This window comes from Stenotrophomonas sp. YJH_SMC_10, from assembly GCF_059371555.1.
The window spans coordinates 92,827-112,685 of the sequence record NZ_JCAFUS010000002.1 but is presented as its reverse complement, the minus strand read 5'-3'; the positions used below and the strand labels follow the sequence as shown (position 1 = coordinate 112,685).

At 67.0% G+C, this 19,859-nt stretch carries 12 protein-coding genes; 7 read left to right on the top strand and 5 right to left on the bottom strand.

Annotated elements, in window-relative coordinates:
• Nucleotides 1-81: 81 nt before the first annotated feature.
• From AC5P9C_RS03825 to AC5P9C_RS03815, 3 genes are all read right to left on the bottom strand, one after another.
• On the bottom strand, nucleotides 82-1,326 hold the full coding sequence (locus tag AC5P9C_RS03825) for a DUF819 family protein (RefSeq protein WP_049465185.1): 1,245 nt from the start codon (nucleotides 1,324-1,326) through the stop codon (nucleotides 82-84).
• 131 nt (nucleotides 1,327-1,457) lie between these two features.
• The gene (locus AC5P9C_RS03820) at nucleotides 1,458-3,536 is read right to left on the bottom strand and encodes a prolyl oligopeptidase family serine peptidase (protein WP_343540628.1); all 2,079 of its coding nucleotides are present in this window, start codon (nucleotides 3,534-3,536) and stop codon (nucleotides 1,458-1,460) included.
• A gap of 192 nt (nucleotides 3,537-3,728) precedes the next feature.
• Complete coding sequence (locus AC5P9C_RS03815) at nucleotides 3,729-5,693, bottom strand: OPT family oligopeptide transporter (protein WP_343540626.1); 1,965 nt, start codon at nucleotides 5,691-5,693, stop codon at nucleotides 3,729-3,731.
• A 314-nt stretch (nucleotides 5,694-6,007) separates the two neighbouring features.
• Between AC5P9C_RS03815 and AC5P9C_RS03810 the strand changes: the two genes are divergently transcribed.
• The 3 genes from AC5P9C_RS03810 (at nucleotide 6,008) to AC5P9C_RS03800 (ending at nucleotide 9,589) form a co-directional block, all read left to right on the top strand.
• Entirely contained in the window at nucleotides 6,008-6,523 is a 516-nt protein-coding gene (locus AC5P9C_RS03810) for a hypothetical protein (RefSeq protein WP_343540624.1), read from the top strand.
• A 14-nt stretch (nucleotides 6,524-6,537) separates the two neighbouring features.
• Nucleotides 6,538-7,725 (top strand): acetyltransferase domain-containing protein, encoded by a 1,188-nt coding sequence (locus AC5P9C_RS03805; protein WP_414615314.1) that lies wholly within the window; start codon nucleotides 6,538-6,540, stop codon nucleotides 7,723-7,725.
• 109 nt (nucleotides 7,726-7,834) lie between these two features.
• Nucleotides 7,835-9,589 carry a peptide MFS transporter gene (locus AC5P9C_RS03800; RefSeq protein WP_053462445.1) on the top strand — a complete coding sequence of 585 codons (1,755 nt, stop codon included), beginning with the start codon at nucleotides 7,835-7,837 and terminating at the stop codon, nucleotides 9,587-9,589.
• 56 nt (nucleotides 9,590-9,645) lie between these two features.
• Here AC5P9C_RS03800 and AC5P9C_RS03795 read toward each other — a convergent pair whose 3' ends face one another.
• Both AC5P9C_RS03795 and AC5P9C_RS03790 read right to left on the bottom strand, forming a co-directional pair.
• Entirely contained in the window at nucleotides 9,646-11,634 is a 1,989-nt protein-coding gene (locus tag AC5P9C_RS03795; protein WP_414615315.1) for an alpha/beta hydrolase family protein, read from the bottom strand.
• A gap of 163 nt (nucleotides 11,635-11,797) precedes the next feature.
• Nucleotides 11,798-12,433, bottom strand: a complete 636-nt coding sequence (locus AC5P9C_RS03790) for a LysE/ArgO family amino acid transporter (protein ID WP_049465197.1) — start codon at nucleotides 12,431-12,433, stop codon at nucleotides 11,798-11,800.
• Nucleotides 12,434-12,571: 138 nt separating this feature from the next.
• Here AC5P9C_RS03790 and AC5P9C_RS03785 point away from each other — a divergent pair, with 138 nt between their 5' ends.
• The 4 genes from AC5P9C_RS03785 (at nucleotide 12,572) to mdcA (ending at nucleotide 19,855) form a co-directional block, all read left to right on the top strand.
• Entirely contained in the window at nucleotides 12,572-13,477 is a 906-nt protein-coding gene (locus AC5P9C_RS03785) for a LysR family transcriptional regulator ArgP (RefSeq protein ID WP_049416399.1), read from the top strand.
• Between the two features lie 345 nt (nucleotides 13,478-13,822).
• Nucleotides 13,823-15,526 (top strand): malate dehydrogenase (quinone), encoded by a 1,704-nt coding sequence (gene mqo, locus AC5P9C_RS03780; protein WP_414615316.1) that lies wholly within the window; start codon nucleotides 13,823-13,825, stop codon nucleotides 15,524-15,526.
• 296 nt (nucleotides 15,527-15,822) lie between these two features.
• The gene (locus AC5P9C_RS03775) at nucleotides 15,823-18,015 is read left to right on the top strand and encodes a TonB-dependent siderophore receptor (protein ID WP_343542674.1); all 2,193 of its coding nucleotides are present in this window, start codon (nucleotides 15,823-15,825) and stop codon (nucleotides 18,013-18,015) included.
• A 196-nt stretch (nucleotides 18,016-18,211) separates the two neighbouring features.
• Complete coding sequence (gene mdcA, locus AC5P9C_RS03770; protein WP_074726540.1) at nucleotides 18,212-19,855, top strand: malonate decarboxylase subunit alpha; 1,644 nt, start codon at nucleotides 18,212-18,214, stop codon at nucleotides 19,853-19,855.
• Nucleotides 19,856-19,859: the final 4 nt, after the last annotated feature.

The window sequence follows — 19,859 nt, the reverse complement described above, 5'->3', positions numbered from 1 at the left end:
GGTAGTGCCGGCCGCTGGCCGGCAACCTCATGAACCCGTGAGGCATCACCGGGTTGCCGGCCAGCGGCCGGCACTACCCCATCAGCCCTGCCCGGCCAGTGCGCGCAGGGTGATGCCGACGATGTAGGCCAGGTAGGTGCCGGTGGCATAGCCCATCGTACCCAGCAGCACGCCCACCGGTGCCAGCGCCGGATGGAACGCGGCCGCCACCACCGGTGCCGAGGCCGGGCCACCGATGTTCGACTGCGAACCGATGGCGAAATAGAAGAACGGCACCTTCAGCAGCTTGCCCAGGCACCACAGCAGCACGATGTGCACGGCGATCCAGATCAGGCCAAGCAGGAACAGCCACGGGCGATCCAGCAGCGCCAGCAGATCCATCTGCATGCCGATGCAGGCGATCAGGAAATACAGCAGCAACGAACCCAGGCGCGATGCCCCCGCCCCTTCCAGGTTGCGTGCGCGGGTGAAACTCAGGCTCAGGCCCAGCGTGGTCGACAGCACCACCACCCACACGAACGGCGCGTCCAGGCTGAACTGCGAGGCCCAGCTGACGTTGGCCTTGAACCAGGCCGCCAGCGGCGCACCGATCGCATGTGACAGTCCGACGCCACCGAAGGCCACGGCCACGATCAGCATCAGGTCGGTCAGGCTGGGAATGCGTTCGTGCTCGGCCTGGAAGCGCGCGATGCGCTCCTTCAGTTCGTCGATGGCCGAGGTATCGGCACCACTGCGTGCGTCGATCTTCGCCGCGCGCCCGGCCAGGAAGATCAGCGCCGCCATCCACACGTAGCCGACACCGACATCGACCACCGCGAACTGGCCGAAGGTGGTCGCATTGACGTCGAACACTTCGCGCATCGCCAGCATGTTGGCGCCGCCACCGATCCAGCTGCCGGCCAGCGCGGCCATGCCGGCCCAGGTGTCGCCGGCCACGGTGTCGGGATGGATCGCGCGCATCACCAGGAACGCCACCACTGCGCCCAGCATGATGCTGGCCGAGGCGCCCAGGTACATCAGCACCAGCTTCGGGCCGAGCCGCAGGATGCCCTTGATGTCCACTGCCAGGGTCAGCAGGATCAGCGCCGCCGGCAACAGGATGTCGCGCGCGATCGGGTTGTAGAGCCGGGTGTTCTGGCCGTCGATCAGGCCCACAGTGTTGTAGATGCCGGGAATCAGGTAGCACAGCAGCAGTGCCGGCACGAAGGTGTAGAAGCGCTTCCACAGGCCCTGCTCGCGCGAGGCGGTCCAGAACACGGCACCGAGCGTGGCGGCGATCAAACCGAAGACGACGATGTCATTCTGGATCAGGGCGTTCGAGGGCATGCAGGCGCTCTGGGTAGTGCCGGCCGCTGGCCGGCAATCTCGTACAGGTGGGAAGCGGCAAGCGGTTGCCGGCCAGCGGCCGGCACTACCAGAAAACAGAAGCGCCGCCCCGGAGGGCGGCGCCACAACCCTCAGTTGCCGATGTGCTGCTTCAGCCAGGCATTGACGGTGTCATGCCACAGGATGCTGTTGTTCGGCTTCAGCACCCAGTGGTTTTCATCCGGGAAGTACAGGAACTTCGATTCGATGCCCTGGCGCTGGGCGGCGGTGAACGCGGCCAGGCCCTGCTCGACCGGGATGCGGAAGTCCTGCTGGCCGTGGATGACCAGGATCGGCTTCTTCCAGTCCGCCACGTGGTTGACCGGGTTGAACTTCTCGTAGTTCGCGGCCTTCTGGTACGGCGTGCCGCCCTGCTCCCACTCGGTGAACCACAGTTCTTCGGTGGCGTAGCCCATCATGCGCTGGTCAAACACGCCGTCGTGGTTGACCAGGCACTTGAACGGGCTGTTCCAGTTGCCGGCGATCCAGTTGACCATGAAGCCGCCGTAGCTGGCGCCCAGCGCACAGGCCTTGTCACCGTTGAGGAAGGAATACTTCTTCAGCGCCGCATCCCAGCCCTTCTGCAGGTCTTCCAGCGGGCGGTCGCCCCAGTGCTGGCTGATCGCATCGGTGAACGCCTGGCCGTAGCCGGTGGAGCCGTGGAAGTCGATCATCACCACCGCGTAGCCCTGGCCCGCATAGGTCTGCGGGTTCCAGCGGTAGCTCCAGCCATTGCCGAAGCTGCCCTGCGGGCCGCCATGGATCAGGAACGCGACCGGGTACGACTTGCCTTCCTGGTAGTTGTGCGGCTTGACCACGTAGCCATGCACGGTGTCGTTGTTCCAGCCCTTGAACTCGAACTGTTCGTAGTCGCCGAAGCTGACGTCCTTGAGCACCTCACCGGCGGCCGGGGTCAGCGCGCGCAGTTCGCCGATGGCTTCGCCCGCGGCCGGCAGCAGGCCGACCAGCACCTGGTCGTTGCTCTTCAGGCTGTTGCGGGTGATCGCCACGCTGTTGCCGGCCACATCGACCGCGGTCACGCTGCCATCGCCGATCAGCTTGGTCGCCTTGCCGCTGGCCACGTCGATCTGGAACAGCGGGTGCTCGCCGAGGTCATCGGCGGTGGTGTAGATGCTGGCGCCGTCGGCGGACAGGGTGATGCCACCGGCCGAACGATCCCACTGCGGCGCGATCTCGCGGGTCTTGCCGCTGGCCAGGTCCATCGCCATCAGGCCGAAGCGGTCGGCCTCGAAGCCCGGGCGCTTCATCGCGCGGTAGAACAGGGTCTTGCCGTCGGCACTGAACACCGGGCCGGCATCCCAGGCCGGGTTGGAGGCCGTCAGGTTGACCGGCGCCTGCTTGCCGGCGGCGTCGAAGCGGTACAGGTCGAAATTGGTCGACCACGGCTCCTGCTTGCCGGCCACGCGGATGCTGGCCACCACGCTGGCGCCATCCGGCGACCACGCGAAGTCATCATTGCCGCCGAAGGGCTTGGACGGGGCATCGCCGTCGATGGTCGCGCTCAGCGCCGACGCGCCCTTGACCGCGCCGGCCTTGGCTGCCGGCAGCGGCGCGACGAACAGGGTGTTGCGGCGGCCGTCGTTCCAGGTGTCCCAGTGGCGCACGAACAGCGAATCGAAGACCTTGCCACTGGCCTTGGCGCCGGCCGCGTCCTTCAACTTCTTCTCGGTGCAGGCCAGGTCCGAGGCACACGCCTGGAACACGCCGGCGCTGAACAGCACGCGGTCGTCCTGCGGCGACACGTGATAGCTGTCCACGTCCACAGGGAAGTCGGTCAGCTGGCGCGGGGTGCCGCCACCGATCGGCTGTGCATACAACTGCTGGCTGCCGTTCTTGGCGCTGAGGAAATAGACGGTCTGGCCATCGGCCGACAGCGAAGCGGAATTGACGTTCCAGCCGGCCGGGGTGATCTGCTTCGGCGGCGCTGCGTCGCGGGTGCGCAGGTTGCGCGCGAACAGCGCGGTGGAGGCTTTCAGGTTGGCGTCCACGCTGCGCTTGGCGAACACCACGGTGCCGCCGTCAGCGGTCAGTACCGGTGCGGAGACGCGGTCCATGGCCACCATGTCGCGGACGTCCAGGCCGCGGGCAGCGGCGACGCTGGGCAGGGCGGCCAGCAGGCTCAGTGGCAGCAGGGCATGACGCAGTTTCATCGGGGTCTCCGCAGGACGGCAAAAAACCGATGGTAGGCCCGTGCGGCCGGGGCTGCCAAGGCCATCGGTCATGGCCGTGATCGAGCAGCCGCCAGAAAAGGCAAACCCCGCCGAAGCGGGGTCTGCGGTAGTGCCGGCCGCTGGCCGGCATTGCGTTGGCGTTGCCGGCCAGCGGCCGGCACTACCCTTCCCTTACGCCTTGGCGTACTTGCCGGTGCGGTAGATCAGCCAGCCGACCAGGAACAGCACGGCCAGGCCGATCCACTGTGCGCCCGGCAGGTGGAACGGCACGGCCAGCACGTCGGCGCGGCTGCTGACCACGATCGGAATCGCGATGGCGATGCCCATCAGCGCTTCGCCGGTGATCAGGCCAGCGGCGAACAGCACGCCCGGCTTGTGCACGCGGTCGCGGCCTTCTTCGTCATCGGCACGCACCTTGTGGAAGCGCTCGACCAGGTGGGCGATCAGGCCGCCGAGGAAGATCGGCACCATCAGCTCCAGCGGCAGGTAGATGCCGATGGCGGCGGCCAGCACCGGCACGCGGAAGCGGGCGTTGCGCGCCTTCAGCCAGCTGTCGAAGGCGATGATGGCGGCACCGACCACGGCACCGATGCCGATGAACGTCCACGGCAGTTCACCACCGAACAGGCCCTTGGCCACCGAGGCCATCAGGTTGGCCTGCGGCGCAGCCAGCGCGTTGGGGTGCAGCTCGGACTTCACGCCGATGCCGTAGGCGGTGGCCAGCAGGTTCAGCACCGGGGCCATGATCAGCGCGCACGAGAACGCGCCGATGCCCAGCATCAGCTGCTGCTTCCAGGGGGTGGCGCCAACGATGTAGCCGGCCTTGAGGTCCTGCAGGTTGTCACCACCGACGGCGGCGGCACAGCACACCACCGCGCCGATCATGATCGCGGCCACCGCACCCAGCGGCGCCCCGCCAGCACCGACCGGCTTGAGGCCATCGGCGCCCAGCAGCACCACCAGCACGGCCGAAGCGAACAGGATGGTGGAGATGGTGATGCCCGAAACCGGGTTGTTGGACGAGCCGATCAGGCCGGCCAGGTAGGCCGAGACCGAGACGAACAGGAAGCCGGCGACGATCATGATGAGGGTCATCGGGATCGACACGTGCCACTGGCCGACGATGGCCTGGTACAGGGCCAGCAGCGGCAGCACGAACACCACCAGGGCGACCAGCATCCACTTCATCGGCAGGTCGCGCTCGGTGTGCGCCAGCACCGGGCCACCGCTCTTGCGGGCCGCGGCAAAGCCGCTCTTGACGCCGTTGAGCAGCGACTTGCGCAGCGAGATCAGGGTCCAGATGCCGCCGATCAGCATTGCGCCGACGCCCAGGTAGCGCATCTTCGCGCCCCAGATGGCGAACGCGGCCTCGGTCGAGGAAGCAGCAGCAACCGACGCGGCCAGTGCCGGATCGGTGTTCATGAAGAACGCCTGGTAGATCGGAATGGCGATGTGCCAGGTCAGGATCGAGCCGGACACCACCACGATGCCGACGTTGAGGCCGACGATGTAGCCCACGCCCAGCAGTGCCGGCGACAGGTTGGTGCCGATGAAGGCGGTGACCTTGGAGCTGCCGACGTAGGCCGAGGTGGCCCAGGCATCGGGAATCAGGCGCATGCCGCTTTCCGCGGCCAGCTTCACGAAGGCACCGATCACCGCCGAAATGGCGAGGATCTTCAGGCCCGGGCCCGGGTTCTCACCGGCCTTGAGCACTTCCGCCGCCGCCTTGCCTTCCGGGAACGGCAGGGGATCTTCGACGATCATCGAACGGCGCAGCGGCACCGAGAACAGCACGCCCAGCAGGCCGCCGAGGCCGGCGATACCCAGCACCCACCAGTACTTGAAGTCCGGCCAGTAGCCCATGATCACCAGCGCCGGGATGGTGAAGATCACACCGGCGGCGATCGACGAACCGGCCGAGGCGCCGGTCTGCACGATGTTGTTCTCGAGGATGGAGCCACCGCCCAGCAGGCGCAGCACGCCCATGGAAATCACCGCGGCGGGAATGGCGGTGGCGATGGTCAGGCCTGCGAACAGACCGAGGTAGGCGTTTGCGGCCGACAGCACCACCGCCAGCACGATGGCCAGGGCCACTGCGCGGAAGGTGAGCTGCTTGGGCGCAGCGTCGTGGTTCATGGAAGCCCCTGCTGGCAAAAAATCCCTGCCACGCTAGCGTTCAGGGGGCGGCAAGTCCAGTGCGCTTGGTACCGGTCGTCCGGCCGGGGCGCGACGATGCGCTGCGGCAGGCGCTCGCCCCCTTCAGAGGTGTCGTGTCTGGCCAAGTGATGCACGGTGCGCCGCTTCATCGGGACAGGTGGCCCGCGCCCGGCGGCCTCGCCCCAGCGGGCGGTGCACCCAGGCAACGGATTTCGGGCTAGACGCCCACTTGAGTCGATTCACGCAGTCCGACACCGTGCACGGCCCCACACACTCCGTCAGGAGGAGACCGGATGGCAGATGTCCCATTGATCAAGATGATGCGCGCCCCCGTTGTTGCAGCAAGCGCCACCCTGTGCACGCTGCTGCCCATCGGCGATGCAAACGCCTACAGCGGATTCGGCGCCGCCGTGATCGAGGATCGAGAGGGTAAACCCTGCTTTGGCCTGCCGTCGCGGGCACTGGAATGGATGCGATCACCCCGCAGATTGCACGCATTGATGGTGTATCAGGGCGACACGGCGGAAACCTGGTCGTTCATGTATGACTCGGCTCCCTCACAGCTGCTCGCGACCGGGCAGTGCATCGTCTACGGCGCTCTTCCCGCATCCGCCAAACTGCTCAGGTCTCCGCAGCCATTGCTTCCTGGAACGCTGTATGAGGTCTACCTCAACGCTCCCACGAATGGGCCGATCAGAGGCTACAGGGCCAGGTTCTGCCTGAAAGCTGCACCCGATGGATCAACTCGGGTGATCCCCGTCAACCATGACAAGAACACTGGCTGGAGCGCGGCCGTCTGCCAGCCCTGACGGCCGCCGCAATTATGTTATGTTATATCTTGTCGCACCCGAAAATCTCGCACGTGTCCCTTTCCCCCTCTCTCCGGCTGGCCTCCATCGACCAGCTGCGCGGCACCGTCATGTTGTTGATGCTGCTCGACCATGTGCGCGAGACCTTCTTCCTGCAGCACCAGGTGAGCGACCCGATGGACGCCGCCACGGTCTCCCCTGCGCTGTTCGCCTGCCGCCTGCTGGCCCACCTGTGCGCCCCCGTGTTCGTGCTGCTGACCGGGCTGTCGGCCTGGCTGTACGGCCAGCGCCAGGCGGATCCGCGCGGGGCCACCGCCGCGTTCCTGCTCAAGCGCGGGCTGTTCCTGGTGGTACTGGAGCTGACCCTGGTGAATTTCGCCTGGACCTTCCAGCTGCCGCCGCAAACGCTGTACCTGCAGGTGATCTGGGCCATCGGGCTGAGCATGATCGCGCTGGCCGGCCTGCTGTGGCTGCCCCGCCCCGTCCTGCTGGCGGTCGCGGTCGCGGTGGTGGCCGGGCACAACCTGCTGGATGGTGTGCGGGTGCAGGGCAACGGCCTGCTGGCGGTGGTATGGAAGGTGCTGCACCAGCGTGACTGGATCGAGGCCGGCACGCTGCGCCTGCGCACGTCCTATCCGCTGCTGCCCTGGATCGGGGTGATTGCGCTGGGCTACCTGATGGGGCCCTGGTTCGGCCGCGAGCGCGCGCCGGAGCAGCGCCAGCGCTGGCTGCTGTGGGCGGGCGTCGGCGCGCTGGCCCTGTTCGTGCTGCTGCGCTTCGCCAACGACTACGGCGATGCGCCCTGGCAGTACCAGGCCACCACGCTGCGTACCTGGCTGAGCATCTTCAACGTCACCAAGTACCCGCCGTCCTTGCAGTTCCTGCTGCTGACCCTGGGGGTGGGACTGTTGCTGCTGCGGCTGTACGAATGGCCGCCGCTGGCGCGGGCACTGCAGCCGCTGGCCGATATCGGCGCCGCGCCGATGTTCTTCTACCTGCTGCACCTGTACGTGTTGAAGGGGCTGTACCTGGCCGCGTTGGCCGCGTGGGGCCCGACCCAGGGCACGCTGTATGCGCTGGATTCGGTCAGCGGCCTGCTGCTGGTGGCCTGTGCCCTGGCCGTGGGGCTGTACCCGCCGACGCGGGCCTTCGCGCGGTTCAAAGCGCGAAGGCGCGATCTGCCATGGTTGCGATACCTGTGAGCGGCGGCCGCCGGGGAAGCGCGATCCCTGCATGGCGTGGATCCACCAGCGGCTGCCCGCCCAGGCCCGGAGGCCTATAATCGCGGCCTTTCCGCTGTCCCTGCCGTCGATGACCGTTGCCGCCTCCGCTTCCGACGACTTCCTGGGCCATCCCAAGGGCGTCTACGTCTGTTTCTTCACCGAGATGTGGGAGCGCTTCTCCTTCTACGGCATGAAGGCGCTGCTGCTGCTGTACCTGACCAAGTACCACCTGTTCGGCGACAAGGCCGGCCTGGACCTGCTCGGTGCCTATGGCGGCCTGGTGTACTGCATCCCGGTGTTCGGCGGCATGCTGGCCGACCGCTGGCTGGGCATGCGCCGGGCGGTGCTGTTCGGCGGCATCCTGCTGGTACTCGGCCACCTCGGCATGGCCTTCGAAGGCCACGCCGCGTACCGGGTGAACGGCGAAGTGGTGCGCGACACCTCGGCGCTGGCGGTGACCTACCTGTCGCTGGCGCTGATCATCATGGGCGTCGGCTTCCTGAAGCCGAACATCTCCACCATCGTCGGCAAGCTGTACGCCAAGGACGACCCGCGCCGTGATTCGGGCTTCTCGCTGTTCTACGCCGGCATCAACCTGGGCGCGCTGTTCTCTTCGCTGGTGTGCGGCTTCCTCGGTGAGGCCTACGGCTGGAAATACGGTTTCGGTGCGGCCGGCGTCGGCATGCTGGCCGGCCTGGCGATGTTCCTGTGGGGCCAGAAGTACCTGCAGGGCCATGCCGAACCACCGCAACCGGCGGCGCTGAAGCAGAAGGTGCTGGGCCTGCCGCGCGAATGGCTCATCTATCTGTGCGCGGTGCTTGCTGTGCTGCCGGTGGCGTGGCTGATGTGGGCTGCCGGCAACGGCGCGTTCGCGCTGGGCGGTGAAATCAGCCTGGCGCTGATGCTGATGGTGGTGGTGCTGGGCGGCGTGCTGGTCTGGTTCGCCTGGTTCACCGGCACGAAATGCACGCCGGTGCAGCGCCAGCAGATGATCGCGCTGATGGTGCTGATCTTCCTGGCGCTGGTGTTCTTCACGATGTACGAGCAGTCCTACGGCTCGTGGGTGACCTTCACCGACCGCCTGCTGACCAAGGACATCGTGCCCGCGCTGGTGATCACCGGCGGCACGCCGCTGCCGTGGTCGATCCTCTCGCTGCTGCTGGCACCGCTGGGCTTCGTGGTCAGCGCGCGCCTGTCGGAACGGCGCCCGGGTTCGGCCGCACCGCGCGCGTTCTTTGCCGCCATTGTCGTGCTGATGCTGGTGCTGCTGGTGCGCGACTGCCTGGTGATTCCGCAGACCGCCGGTTCGCTCACCTATCTCGGCGGCCTGTTCCTGGTGCTGCTGGCACCGGCCTTCGCCGCGCTGTGGACCTGGATGGACCGCCGCGGCTGGGAACCGGGCAAGCCGGTCAAGTCGGCCTGGGGCCTGGTGATTGCCGCGCTGTCGTTCGTGCCGCTGGCGCTGGCTGCTCAGCAGGTCGGCGCCACCGGCGAGATGGCCAGCGTGTGGTGGCTGGTGCTGGCCTACTTCCTGCTGGCCAGCGGCGAGATGTGCCTGTCGCCGGTCGGCCTGTCGGCAGTGACCCAGCTGGCCGTGCCGCGGGTGATGAGCCTGATGATGGGCACCTGGTTCCTGGCTACCGCGTTCTCGGAAACGCTGGCGGCCCTGTTCGGCAAGTTGGCCGCGATCGAGGTGCCGGAAGGTGAATCGCTGGATATGGTGGCTGCCGCAGGCGCCTATGCGCACCTGTTCTGGCTGCTGATGTGGATCGGGCTGGGTTGCGCGCTGGCCGCCTTCCTCGCCGCGCCGCTGCTGAAGAAGATGATGCACGGGGTGAAGTAACCCGCGCACATGTGGAAAACCAGGGCGGCGGAACGATCATCCGCCGCCCTGTCAGCTCAGGGCGCCTTGTCCTTGCCGGCCGCGGGCGCGGTCGTCGCGGTCTTGCCCCCCAGGCTGCGCGCCAGGAACGCCAGCAGCTTGTCGTAGTACTCGCTGCGGTGCGCCTCGGTGTAGAAGCCGTGGCCTTCGGTCTTGTAGTACAGGCTTTCCACCGGCGTGCCGGCGCGCTTGAGCGCCGCTTCCATGCGCTCGGTATGCTGGATCGGCGCGCGCTTGTCTTCGCCACCGGCGGCCAGGAACACCGGCACCTTGATCCGTTCGGCCAGGTTCACCGGGGACACCGCGCCCAGCTTGGCCGGGTCACCCAGCCATTCGCGCAGGTAGGTCACGCCTGAGCCGCGGTCCTGGATGTCGCCGCGGGTGTACATCATCGGCAGATCGTAGACACCCACATAGCCGGCCGCGCACTGGTACAACCCGGGCTCGCGCGCGGCCCCCATCATCGCCGAGTAGGCCCCGTAGCTGGCACCGTAGATGCAGATGCGACGGCCGTCGGCGATGCCTTCGCTGATCGCCCAGCGGGTGGCATCGGTGACATCATCCTGCATCGCCGCGCCCCACTGCTGCGCACCGGCCTGGGTGTGGGCCCGGCCGTAGTTGCCCGACCCACGGAAATTGACCTGCAGCACGGCATAACCGGCGGCGGCCAGCATCTGGGTTTCGCGGTCGTACTGGCCGGAATCGAAGATGTCGAACGGGCCACCATGCGGCATCACCACCATCGGCAGGTTGCGGCCGTTGCTGCCGGCCGGCAGGGTCAGGAAGCCGTGCAGTGGCAGCCCGTCGCGGGCCTTCAATGCAATCGGCTTCACGCTGGCGCTGCGCTCGACGTCGATCCAGTCGCTGCGGCTGATCAGATGGTCGGCCTTGCGCGCCACGGTGTCGTACACGTAGAAATCGCCCGGGTTCGAGCCCGACCACGTTTCCACCAGCACGACGCGGCCGTCGCGGGTGCTGGAGGTGATGTAGACGGCGCCCCCGAAGGCAGCTTCCAGGCTGCGATACAGGCGTGCCTCCGGCGACTTCTCGTCGAAGAACCGGGTACGTGGCGTATCGCCCAGGTAGAGGGCGCCGACCGGCACATGGGTGCCAGGGCGATGGATGATGCGGTACGGGTTGACCACCTCGTCGCGCAGCAGCGTGGCGCGCTCGCCGGTCTGCGGGTTCCAGCTGACGATCGCATCCGGGCCCTGGGTCTGCTCGACGTTGAGGTAGGCCACGCTGTCATCGGCCGAGAAGCCGAGGGCGGTTTCGATGCGCTTGCTGACGGCCTCGTCGTTGATCAGCTTCCAGGTGTCGCCGCTGCGTTCGCGGAAATACAGCTTGTTGACGTTGTCGCTGCCCGAGCCGTGCACGAAGTGCACTTCGCCGGCGCCATCGGTGGTGAATTCGCCGCGCCGTACCGGCGAAGACGCCACCCGCGAGCGACGCCCCGTGGTCACATCCATGCGGTCGACGCGGGTGAACGGATCCTCGGCCAGCGGCCATACGGTTACCAGCACGTTGCGCTCATCGCCCGGCAGGTCGTCGGCCAGGAAGGCGGCCACCGCTTCGACCTTCTTCGGCTGGATGCGGGTTCCCGGGCCGTTGCTCTCCACGCGGTAGCCGACCAGCAGTTCGCCGCGATTGCCGTTGGCATCGATGGCGTAGAGTTCGCCGGTGGGATTGGGCTGGTCGAGCGAGCCCCACTTCTGCGCCAGGCCGATCAGCAGGCGCTCGTTGCTGACCCAGTCGAATTCCTGCGCATGGTTGCGGCTGGGTGGCCGGAAACTGCCGACCATCTGCTTGTCCTTCAACCGCAGCACGGCGATCGCGGTGGCGTCCTCCATCGGCACCGTCGCCGCCACATACTCGCCCCCCGGCGAAATCTTGATATCGGTGAAGCTCTCCCGACGCAGGTACTGCGTCAGGTCCACCGCCCCCACGCTGCCTGCGGCAACGCCCCCGATGACGGCCAGTGCGGCCGCCAGAATCGTCTTGTGCATCCTTCCCCTGCTCCTGTGGACACCTTGTCCTGGTGGCCGATTCTAGGCAGGGCCATGGGTTTCCCGCCAGAGCCGGAAAAGACGACGGCACCGTTGCCGGTGCCGTCGTTGCCACTACCTTGGAGAGAGAGTCAGGACGTGGGTTCGGGGGGCGTGCGCCGGGTCAGTGGACCCCGCGCACCGCCAACATGAGGGCCAGGATGCTGAGGATCACCGCGATGGTGCCGTCGAGCACGCGCCAGGTGCTGGGCTTGGTGAACAGCGGCGCCAGCAGGCGCGCGCCGAGGCCCTGCGCGGTCAGCCACAGGCAGCTGGCGGTGACCACGCCGGCGGCGAAGGCCATGCGGGCGTTGCCGAAGTTCTCGGCGATGGAGCCGATCACCATCATGTCCAGCCAGAAGTGCGGATTGATCAGCGAGAAGCCGACCGCGGCGATCAGCACCGCACGGCGGCTGCCGTCGTCGCTGTCGGCGTCGCCCATGCCACCGCCACCGGCGATCGCACGGCGTGCCGACTTCATCGCATACCAGGCCAGGAAGGCCACGCCGGTCCACAGCACGGCGCTGGTCAGCCACGGCAGCGCCGAGGTGAGCGTGCGCAGGCCGGCCACGCTGGCGAAGATGAAGATGGCATCGATGGCCGCGCAGGTGGCGACCACCGGCACGATGTGCTTGCGCAGGATGCCCTGGCGCAGAATGAAGGCGCTCTGGGCGCCGACCACGGCGAACAGGCCGATGCCGGTAGCTGCACCAGAGAACCAGGCACCGAGGCCGGTGCTGGCGGAGATGACCGAGAACATGGGATTCACTGCCTTGTATTGCTTGGGGGGACGGTGCCTCGCGAAGGCGGACAGCACCGGAACGGGCGCCATTGTCGCGCCGCAACATGAAAAAGACGAGCTAAACTTCCTAAACCAACATTAGCGGAGCTTAATTCGATGCGCATCGATCATGCCCAGCTGCGCGCCCTGGCCGCGGTGATCCGCGAAGGCAGCTTCGACCGCGCCGCGCAGTCGCTGAATGTCACGCCTTCGGCCATCTCGCAGCGGGTCAAGGCGCTGGAGGACCGGATCGGCCGCCTGCTGGTCAAGCGTGGCACCCCGGCCACCGCCACCGCCGAGGGCCAGTTGCTGGTGCAGCTGGCCGAGCAGACCGCCCTGCTGGAACACGATGCGCTGCACCGCATGGGCCTGGCCGATGAGGACCTGCCCCAGGCCAGCATCCCGGTGGCGGTGAACCACGACAGCCTGGAAACCTGGTTTCCGCAGGCCGCCTACCAGTTCGCGCAGACCACCGGCACCACCCTGGACCTGCGTGTGGAAGACCAGGACCACACGGTGGAGCTGCTGCGCCAGGGCACGGTGCTGGGCGCGGTGACCACGCTGGACGAGCCGGTGCAGGGCTGCCAGATCCATGCGCTGGGCAGCATCCGCTATGCAGCGACCTGCACCCCCGAATTCCGCGAACGCCACTTCGCCAAGGGCGTGACCGCGCAGGCGCTGGCACAGGCGCCGGTACTGGTGTTCAACCGCAAGGACGAAATGCAGTCGCGCTTCGCCCGGCGCATGGCCGGCGACGACCTGCCCAGCACCGCACCGACGTGGTGGATTCCGTCCACGCGCGCCTTCGTGCAGGCCAACCTGGGCGGCATGGGGTGGACGATGAATCCATTGCCGCTGGTCAAGCGGCACCTGGACGCCGGGCGACTGGTCTACGTACGCCAGCGCGCGTGGGAAGACGTGCCGCTGTACTGGCAGCACTGGAAGGGCGACGTACAGACCATGGCGCTGCTGACCCGCGCCGTGCTGGATGCCTCCTCGGCGCTGATCCGGCGCAAGCGCTGACGCACAGCGCAAAAAGGGGACGGAGGGGATTAAGTCGCTTTAGGCCGATACGACATCCAAGGCAAATGCGACTTAATCCCCTCCGTCCCCTTTTTCCACACCGGGTCCATGGGTGATGCGGATACTGATCGGCCGATCATCGAACGGGTCTGACTCGGGCGCTGCCTGGCCTTGCCCGACGCTGCCTGCGACGGGGCCGCGAAAGGTCGGATGCTGCGTTGCATCAAAAACAGACCGGTGCCGGTTAGAATCACCGCTGGATGCTGCAAGGCGTTGTTTCTTCACGCCCTTTCCCTGCCCCACGCGCATCCTGACCCCTTCCCCTCCGCCAACGATCCCGCCCCCATGAAGAAATTTGGCAAGGCTCTTCTCGCCCTGCTCGTGCTGCTGTTGCTGGCCGCCGCGCTGTTCCTGTACTGGCCGCTGACCCAGCGCTCGGTGCCCGCCGCCAGCAACGACAAGCCCGTCGATGTTGTGCTGGTCGGCGCCGGCATCATGAGCATCACCCTGGCCACCTACCTGCAGGAACTGCAGCCGGACTGGAACATCCAGGTCTACGAACGCCTCGACGGCGTCGCCGGTGAAAGCTCCGATGGCTGGAACAACGCCGGCACCGGCCACTCGGCGTTCGCCGAACTGAACTACACCCCGGAACTGCCCGACGGCAGCATCGAGACCAAGCGCGCGGTCGGCATCGCCGAATCGTTCGAGGTCTCGCGCCAGTTCTGGTCGCACCAGGTCAAGCAGGGGCGGCTGAGCCAGCCCAGCGACTTCATCAACCCGACCCCGCACATGAGCTTCGTCTGGGGTGATGACAACATCGCCTACCTGCACAAGCGCCAGCAGGCGCTGGTGAAGAACCCGCTGTTCTACGGCATGCAGTACTCCGAGGATCCGGCGCAGATCAGGCAATGGGCCCCGCTGCTGATGGAAGGCCGCGATCCGAAGCAGAAGGTTGCCGCAACCTGGATGCCGCTGGGCACCGACGTCAACTTCGGTGTGATCACCCGCCAGCTGACCAGCGGCCTGCAGCGCAGCCCGAACTTCAGCCTGCACCTGAACCATGAAGTGACCGCGCTGCGGCAGAACGCCGACAAGAGCTGGAACGTGACGGTGAAGGACCTCAAGGCCGGCACCGAGTCCACCACCCACGCCCGCTTCGTGTTCATCGGTGCCGGCGGCGCCGCGCTGAAGCTGCTGCAGATGTCCGGCATTCCGGAGTCGAAGGACTACGCCGGCTTCCCGGTCGGTGGCCAGTTCCTCGCCTTCCAGGGCCAGGACGTGACCTCGCGCCATGGCGTGAAGGCCTACGGCATGGCCGAGACCGGTTCACCGCCGATGTCGGTGCCGCACCTGGATGCACGCAAGCTGGACGGCAAGCCGGTGGTCCTGTTCGGGCCCTTCGCGCTGTACAGCACCAAGTTCCTCAAGCATGGCTCGTGGTGGGACCTGTACTCGTCGGTGAACCACAACAACGTCGGCCCGATGCTGGAAGTGGGCAAGGACAACCTGGACCTGGTGCAGTACCTGATGGGCCAGGCGCGGTTGAACGATGCCGACCGCCAGGCCGAGCTGGTCAAGTACTTCCCCAATGCCAAGCCGGGCGACTGGAAGCTGGTCACCGCCGGCCAGCGCGTGCAGATCATCAAGCGTGATCCGCTGAAGGGCCCGGTGCTGCAGTTCGGTACCGAGATCGTGACCGACAAGGACCACACCCTTGCGGCCCTGCTCGGTGCCTCGCCGGGTGCGTCGACCTCGCCGCCGATCATGCTGGACCTGATGGCCAAGGCCTTCCCGGAGCAGATGAAGGCCGGCTGGGGAACCCGCCTGCGCGAGATCGTGCCGTCGTACGGGCGCAAGCTCAACGACAGCGCCGCGCTGGTGAACGAGATCCGTACCCTGACCAGCCAGACCCTGCACCTGCCGTACCTGGAGGTGCCGGTGGATGCGAACGCCGCATCGCCCAGCCCGGCCGCCGCGGCACCGCCAGTGGCCCCGGCGCCAGCCAAGGAAAAGCGCAACGCCAACGAGGAACTGCAGGCGCTGTAAGCCGGCGCGTTCCCCGTGATGCAGGCAGGCGGCCACCTTCGGGTGGCCGTTTGCGTTTGTGCGGCGACGGTCCGGAGCCCAGTGCCTTCCGCAACGGAGTCCGACCCTGCCAGCGGCGCTGAGCGTGGCAGCGCCCCGCAATGAAGCGAATTGTAATGTTGTTGGGAATTATTTACATTTGCATCCTGCGCGGTAACCGCGCGTCTCCCGGATGAACCTGACCGTGCCCGAAGCCGCCGCCCCGGGTGCTGGACGACTGTTGCCGCCCTTCCCCGACTCAACGCTTCGAGCCCATCATGTCCCTGACCTTCCGTAACCGCCTGCCCCGCCGTGCGCTGCTGCCGGCCGCTTTGCTTGCGTCGATGGCCCTGCTGGCCACGCCCAGCGCGTTCGCCGCCGCCGACGGCACGGCCGACGCCAAGACCCTGGACCGGGTCAGCGTGCGTGCCGAGCAGTCCGCTCCGCCGGCCAGCACCACGCGCCTGCCGATCACCCTGCAGGAAACCCCGCAGTCGGCCACCGCGATCAGCCTGCAGCGCCTGCAGGACGAATCGCTGTTCAGCATCAACGACGTGATGCGCAACGTGACCGGCGTCAGCGTGTCCTTCTATGACACCCAGCGCCCGCTGTACTACGCACGCGGCTTTGCCATCACCGACTTCCAGGTCGACGGCATTCCCACCTACAGCGGCTCGACCAACCAGGAATACGACACCGCCTTCTACGACCGCATCGAAGTGATCCGCGGTGCCAACGGCCTGCTCAGCGGCGCCGGCGTGCCGTCGGCCACGGTCAACCTGCTGCGCAAGCGCCCCGGCAAGGAATTCGACGCATCGTTCTCGGTCAGTGCCGGCAGTTGGGACTACCGCCGCATGGAAGCCGACGTGACCGCACCACTGACCGATGACGGCCGCTTCCGCAGCCGCGTGGTCGCCGCCTATACCGATCGCGGGCTGTACTACGACCGCTACGACGAGAACAAGATGGCCGGCATGGCGGTGCTGGAAGGCGATGTCACCGACAGCACCACGGTCACCCTTGGCTACCAGACCCAGGACAACAACCCGACCGGCTCGACCTGGGGCACGGTGCCGTTCTTCGACAACCAGGGCAACTTCGCGCACCTGCCGCGCTCGACCAACCTGTCGCCGAAGTGGAGCTACTGGAAGCGCGAGAGCAACACCGCCTTCGCCAACCTGGAACAGCGCTTCGGCGACAACTGGCTGTTGAAGGTCAACACCGCCTACACCCGCGGCAACGTGCAGAACGTGCGCCTGTACGGCACCGGCAACCCGGACCCGGTGACCGGCGCGGGCATCTACCTGCGCGCGGCCGCCGGTGATTCCAAGGACACCCGCCGCAATGTCGATGCCTATCTGACCGGCAGCTTCCCGCTGTTCGGCCGCGACCACGACCTCACGGTCGGCGCGCAATGGTCGGACCTGGAAGGCACCACGAACACCGTGGCGCTGAACTTCCCGACCGACTGGGCCCGCTGCGGCAGCGAACGCTGCTACTACATTCCCAACGTGCACAGCTGGAACGGCGACATCTCCGAGGTGACCTACACCCGTACCGGCGCACGCCGCGTGGCCAAGACCACGCAGAGCGGCGTCTATCTGGCCACCCGCCTGCACCTGGCCGATCCGCTGTCGCTGATTGCCGGTGCGCGCCTGAGCCGATGGGAAACCCTCAGCCGGTCCTACAACGCGGCGGGCGCCTACACCGGCACCAGTGGTGCCTACAAGGTGAGCGATGAGGTCACCCCGTACGTGGGCCTGGTCTATGAGATCACCCCGAACGTGTCGGCCTATGCCAGCTACACTGAGATCTTCAATCCGCAGAACTACAAGGACCGCAACGAGAACCTGCTGGCGCCGGTGCAGGGTTCGAACCTGGAAGCGGGCATCAAGACGCAGTGGTTCGAGGGCCGCCTGACCGCCAATGCGGCGGTGTTCGAAGCCAAGCAGGACAACTACGCGGTGCGTGACATGGGGGTGCCGGAAGGCACGCTGAGCGACGGCAGCTCGGCCTACATCGGCGTCAACGGCACCAAGGCGCGCGGCTGGGAGATGGACGTCAACGGCGAGATCCTGCCGGGCTGGACGGTCAATGCCGGCTACACCCACGTCAAGGTGACCCGCGCGGCCACCGACCTGCTGTACGCCAATCCGCCCAAGGACCTGCTGCAGCTCAACACCCAGCTGCAGCTGCGCGGCGCGCTCGAGCGCCTGAGCGTCGGCGGTGGCCTGCAGTGGCAGAGCAGAGTGCAGGGCTACAACATCGCCTACCCGCTCGGCGGCACGGTGACGGTGAACCAGCCGGCGTACACCCTGGTGCAGTTCAACGCCAACTACCGCATCAGCGACAACTGGACCGCGACGCTGAGCGTGCGCAACGCGCTGGACAAGACCTACTGGGCCAACCTGGACTACAACAACTACGGCGAGCCGCGCTTCGTGTCGGCCAGCCTGCGCTGGAAGTTCTGAGCGACTGGAAAGGGCCGTGCCGGGCGCTGGCCGGCTCCCCGTCCTCCCGCATCGCGTGGAGCCGGCCAGCGGCCGGCACTACCCGGATCCCTGAATGGGCCCGCCTCGCGCGGGCCCTTCCTTTTGCTGCACTGCAGGTTGCGCGCACCTCCATAATTATGGCGTAATTATTTCACCACCCATCGGAAGCCGGTCGATGAACCCGAGCTGGGATACGTTGGAACGCAGTCGCCAGACGCGCCTGGAACGGGCCGCGCCGTGGGCCCGGGGACGCAGCGTTGCCGCCAGCGACATCGGCGACCTGCTGCATGCGCTGCTGGAGCCCGGCGACAAGGTCTGCCTGGAGGGCAACAACCAGAAGCAGGCCGATTTCCTCGCCCAGGCGCTGGCCGACCTCGACCCGGCGCGGGTCCATGACCTGCACATGGTGCAGTCGGTGCTGTCCCTGCCCTCGCACCTGGATGTATTCGAGCGTGGCATCGCCTCGAAACTGGACTTCTCGTTCTCCGGCCCGCAGTCCGTGCGGCTGGCCAACCTGGTGGCCGAGGGGCGCATCCAGATCGGCGCCATCCACACCTACCTGGAGCTGTTCGGCCGCTACTTCATCGACCTGACCCCGCGCGTAGCGCTGGTCGCAGCACAGGCCGCGGATCGCCACGGCAACCTGTACACCGGGCCGAATACCGAAGACACCCCGGTGATCGTCGAGGCCACGGCGTTTGGTGGCGGCATCGTCATTGCCCAGGTCAACGAGATCGTCGACACCCTCCCTCGCGTCGATATCCCCGCCGACTGGGTCAACTTCGTGGTGCAGGCGCCGCGTCCCAACCACATCGAACCGCTGTTCACCCGCGACCCGGCGCAGATCTCCGAGATCCAGGTGTTGATGGCAATGATGGCGATCAAAGGCATCTACGCCGAGTACGGCGTCAACCGCCTCAACCATGGCATCGGCTTCGACACGGCCGCCATCGAACTGCTGCTGCCCACCTACGCCGAATCACTCGGGCTGAAGGGAAAGATCTGCCAGCACTGGGCGCTCAATCCACATCCGGCGCTGATTCCGGCAATCGAATCGGGCTTCGTGAAGTCGGTGCATTCCTTTGGTTCCGAACTGGGCATGGAGAAGTACATCGCCGCACGCAGCGATGTGTTCTTCACCGGTGCCGATGGCTCGATGCGCTCCAACCGCGCGTTCTCGCAGACCGCCGGCCTGTATGCCTGTGACATGTTCATCGGCTCGACGTTGCAGGTCGACCTGCAGGGCAACAGCTCCACCGCCACCCGCGACCGCATCGCCGGGTTTGGCGGCGCGCCGAACATGGGCTCGGATGCACGTGGTCGCCGCCATGCCAGCGACGCCTGGATCAAGGCCGGCCAGCAGGCCGCGCGCCCGGGCGAGATGCCGCGCGGGCGCAAGCTGGTGGTGCAGATGGTGGAGACCTTCCGCGAGCACATGGCACCGGCCTTCGTCGAACGGCTCGATGCCTGGGAACTGGCCGAGCGCGCGCAGATGCCGCTGCCGCCCGTGATGATCTATGGCGACGACGTCAGCCATGTGCTGACCGAGGAAGGCATCGCCAACCTGCTGCTGTGCCGCACCCCGGAAGAACGCGAACAGGCGATCCGGGGCGTGGCCGGCTACACCGCAGTGGGCATGGGCCGCGACCGCGCGATGGTGGAGAACCTGCGCGACCGCGGCGTGATCCGTCGTCCCGACGACCTCGGTATCTCGGTGCGCGATGCCAGCCGTGACCTGCTGGCGGCGCGGTCGGTGAAGGACCTGGTGCGCTGGTCCGGCGGCCTGTACGACCCGCCCAAGCGCTTCCGCAACTGGTAAGGGG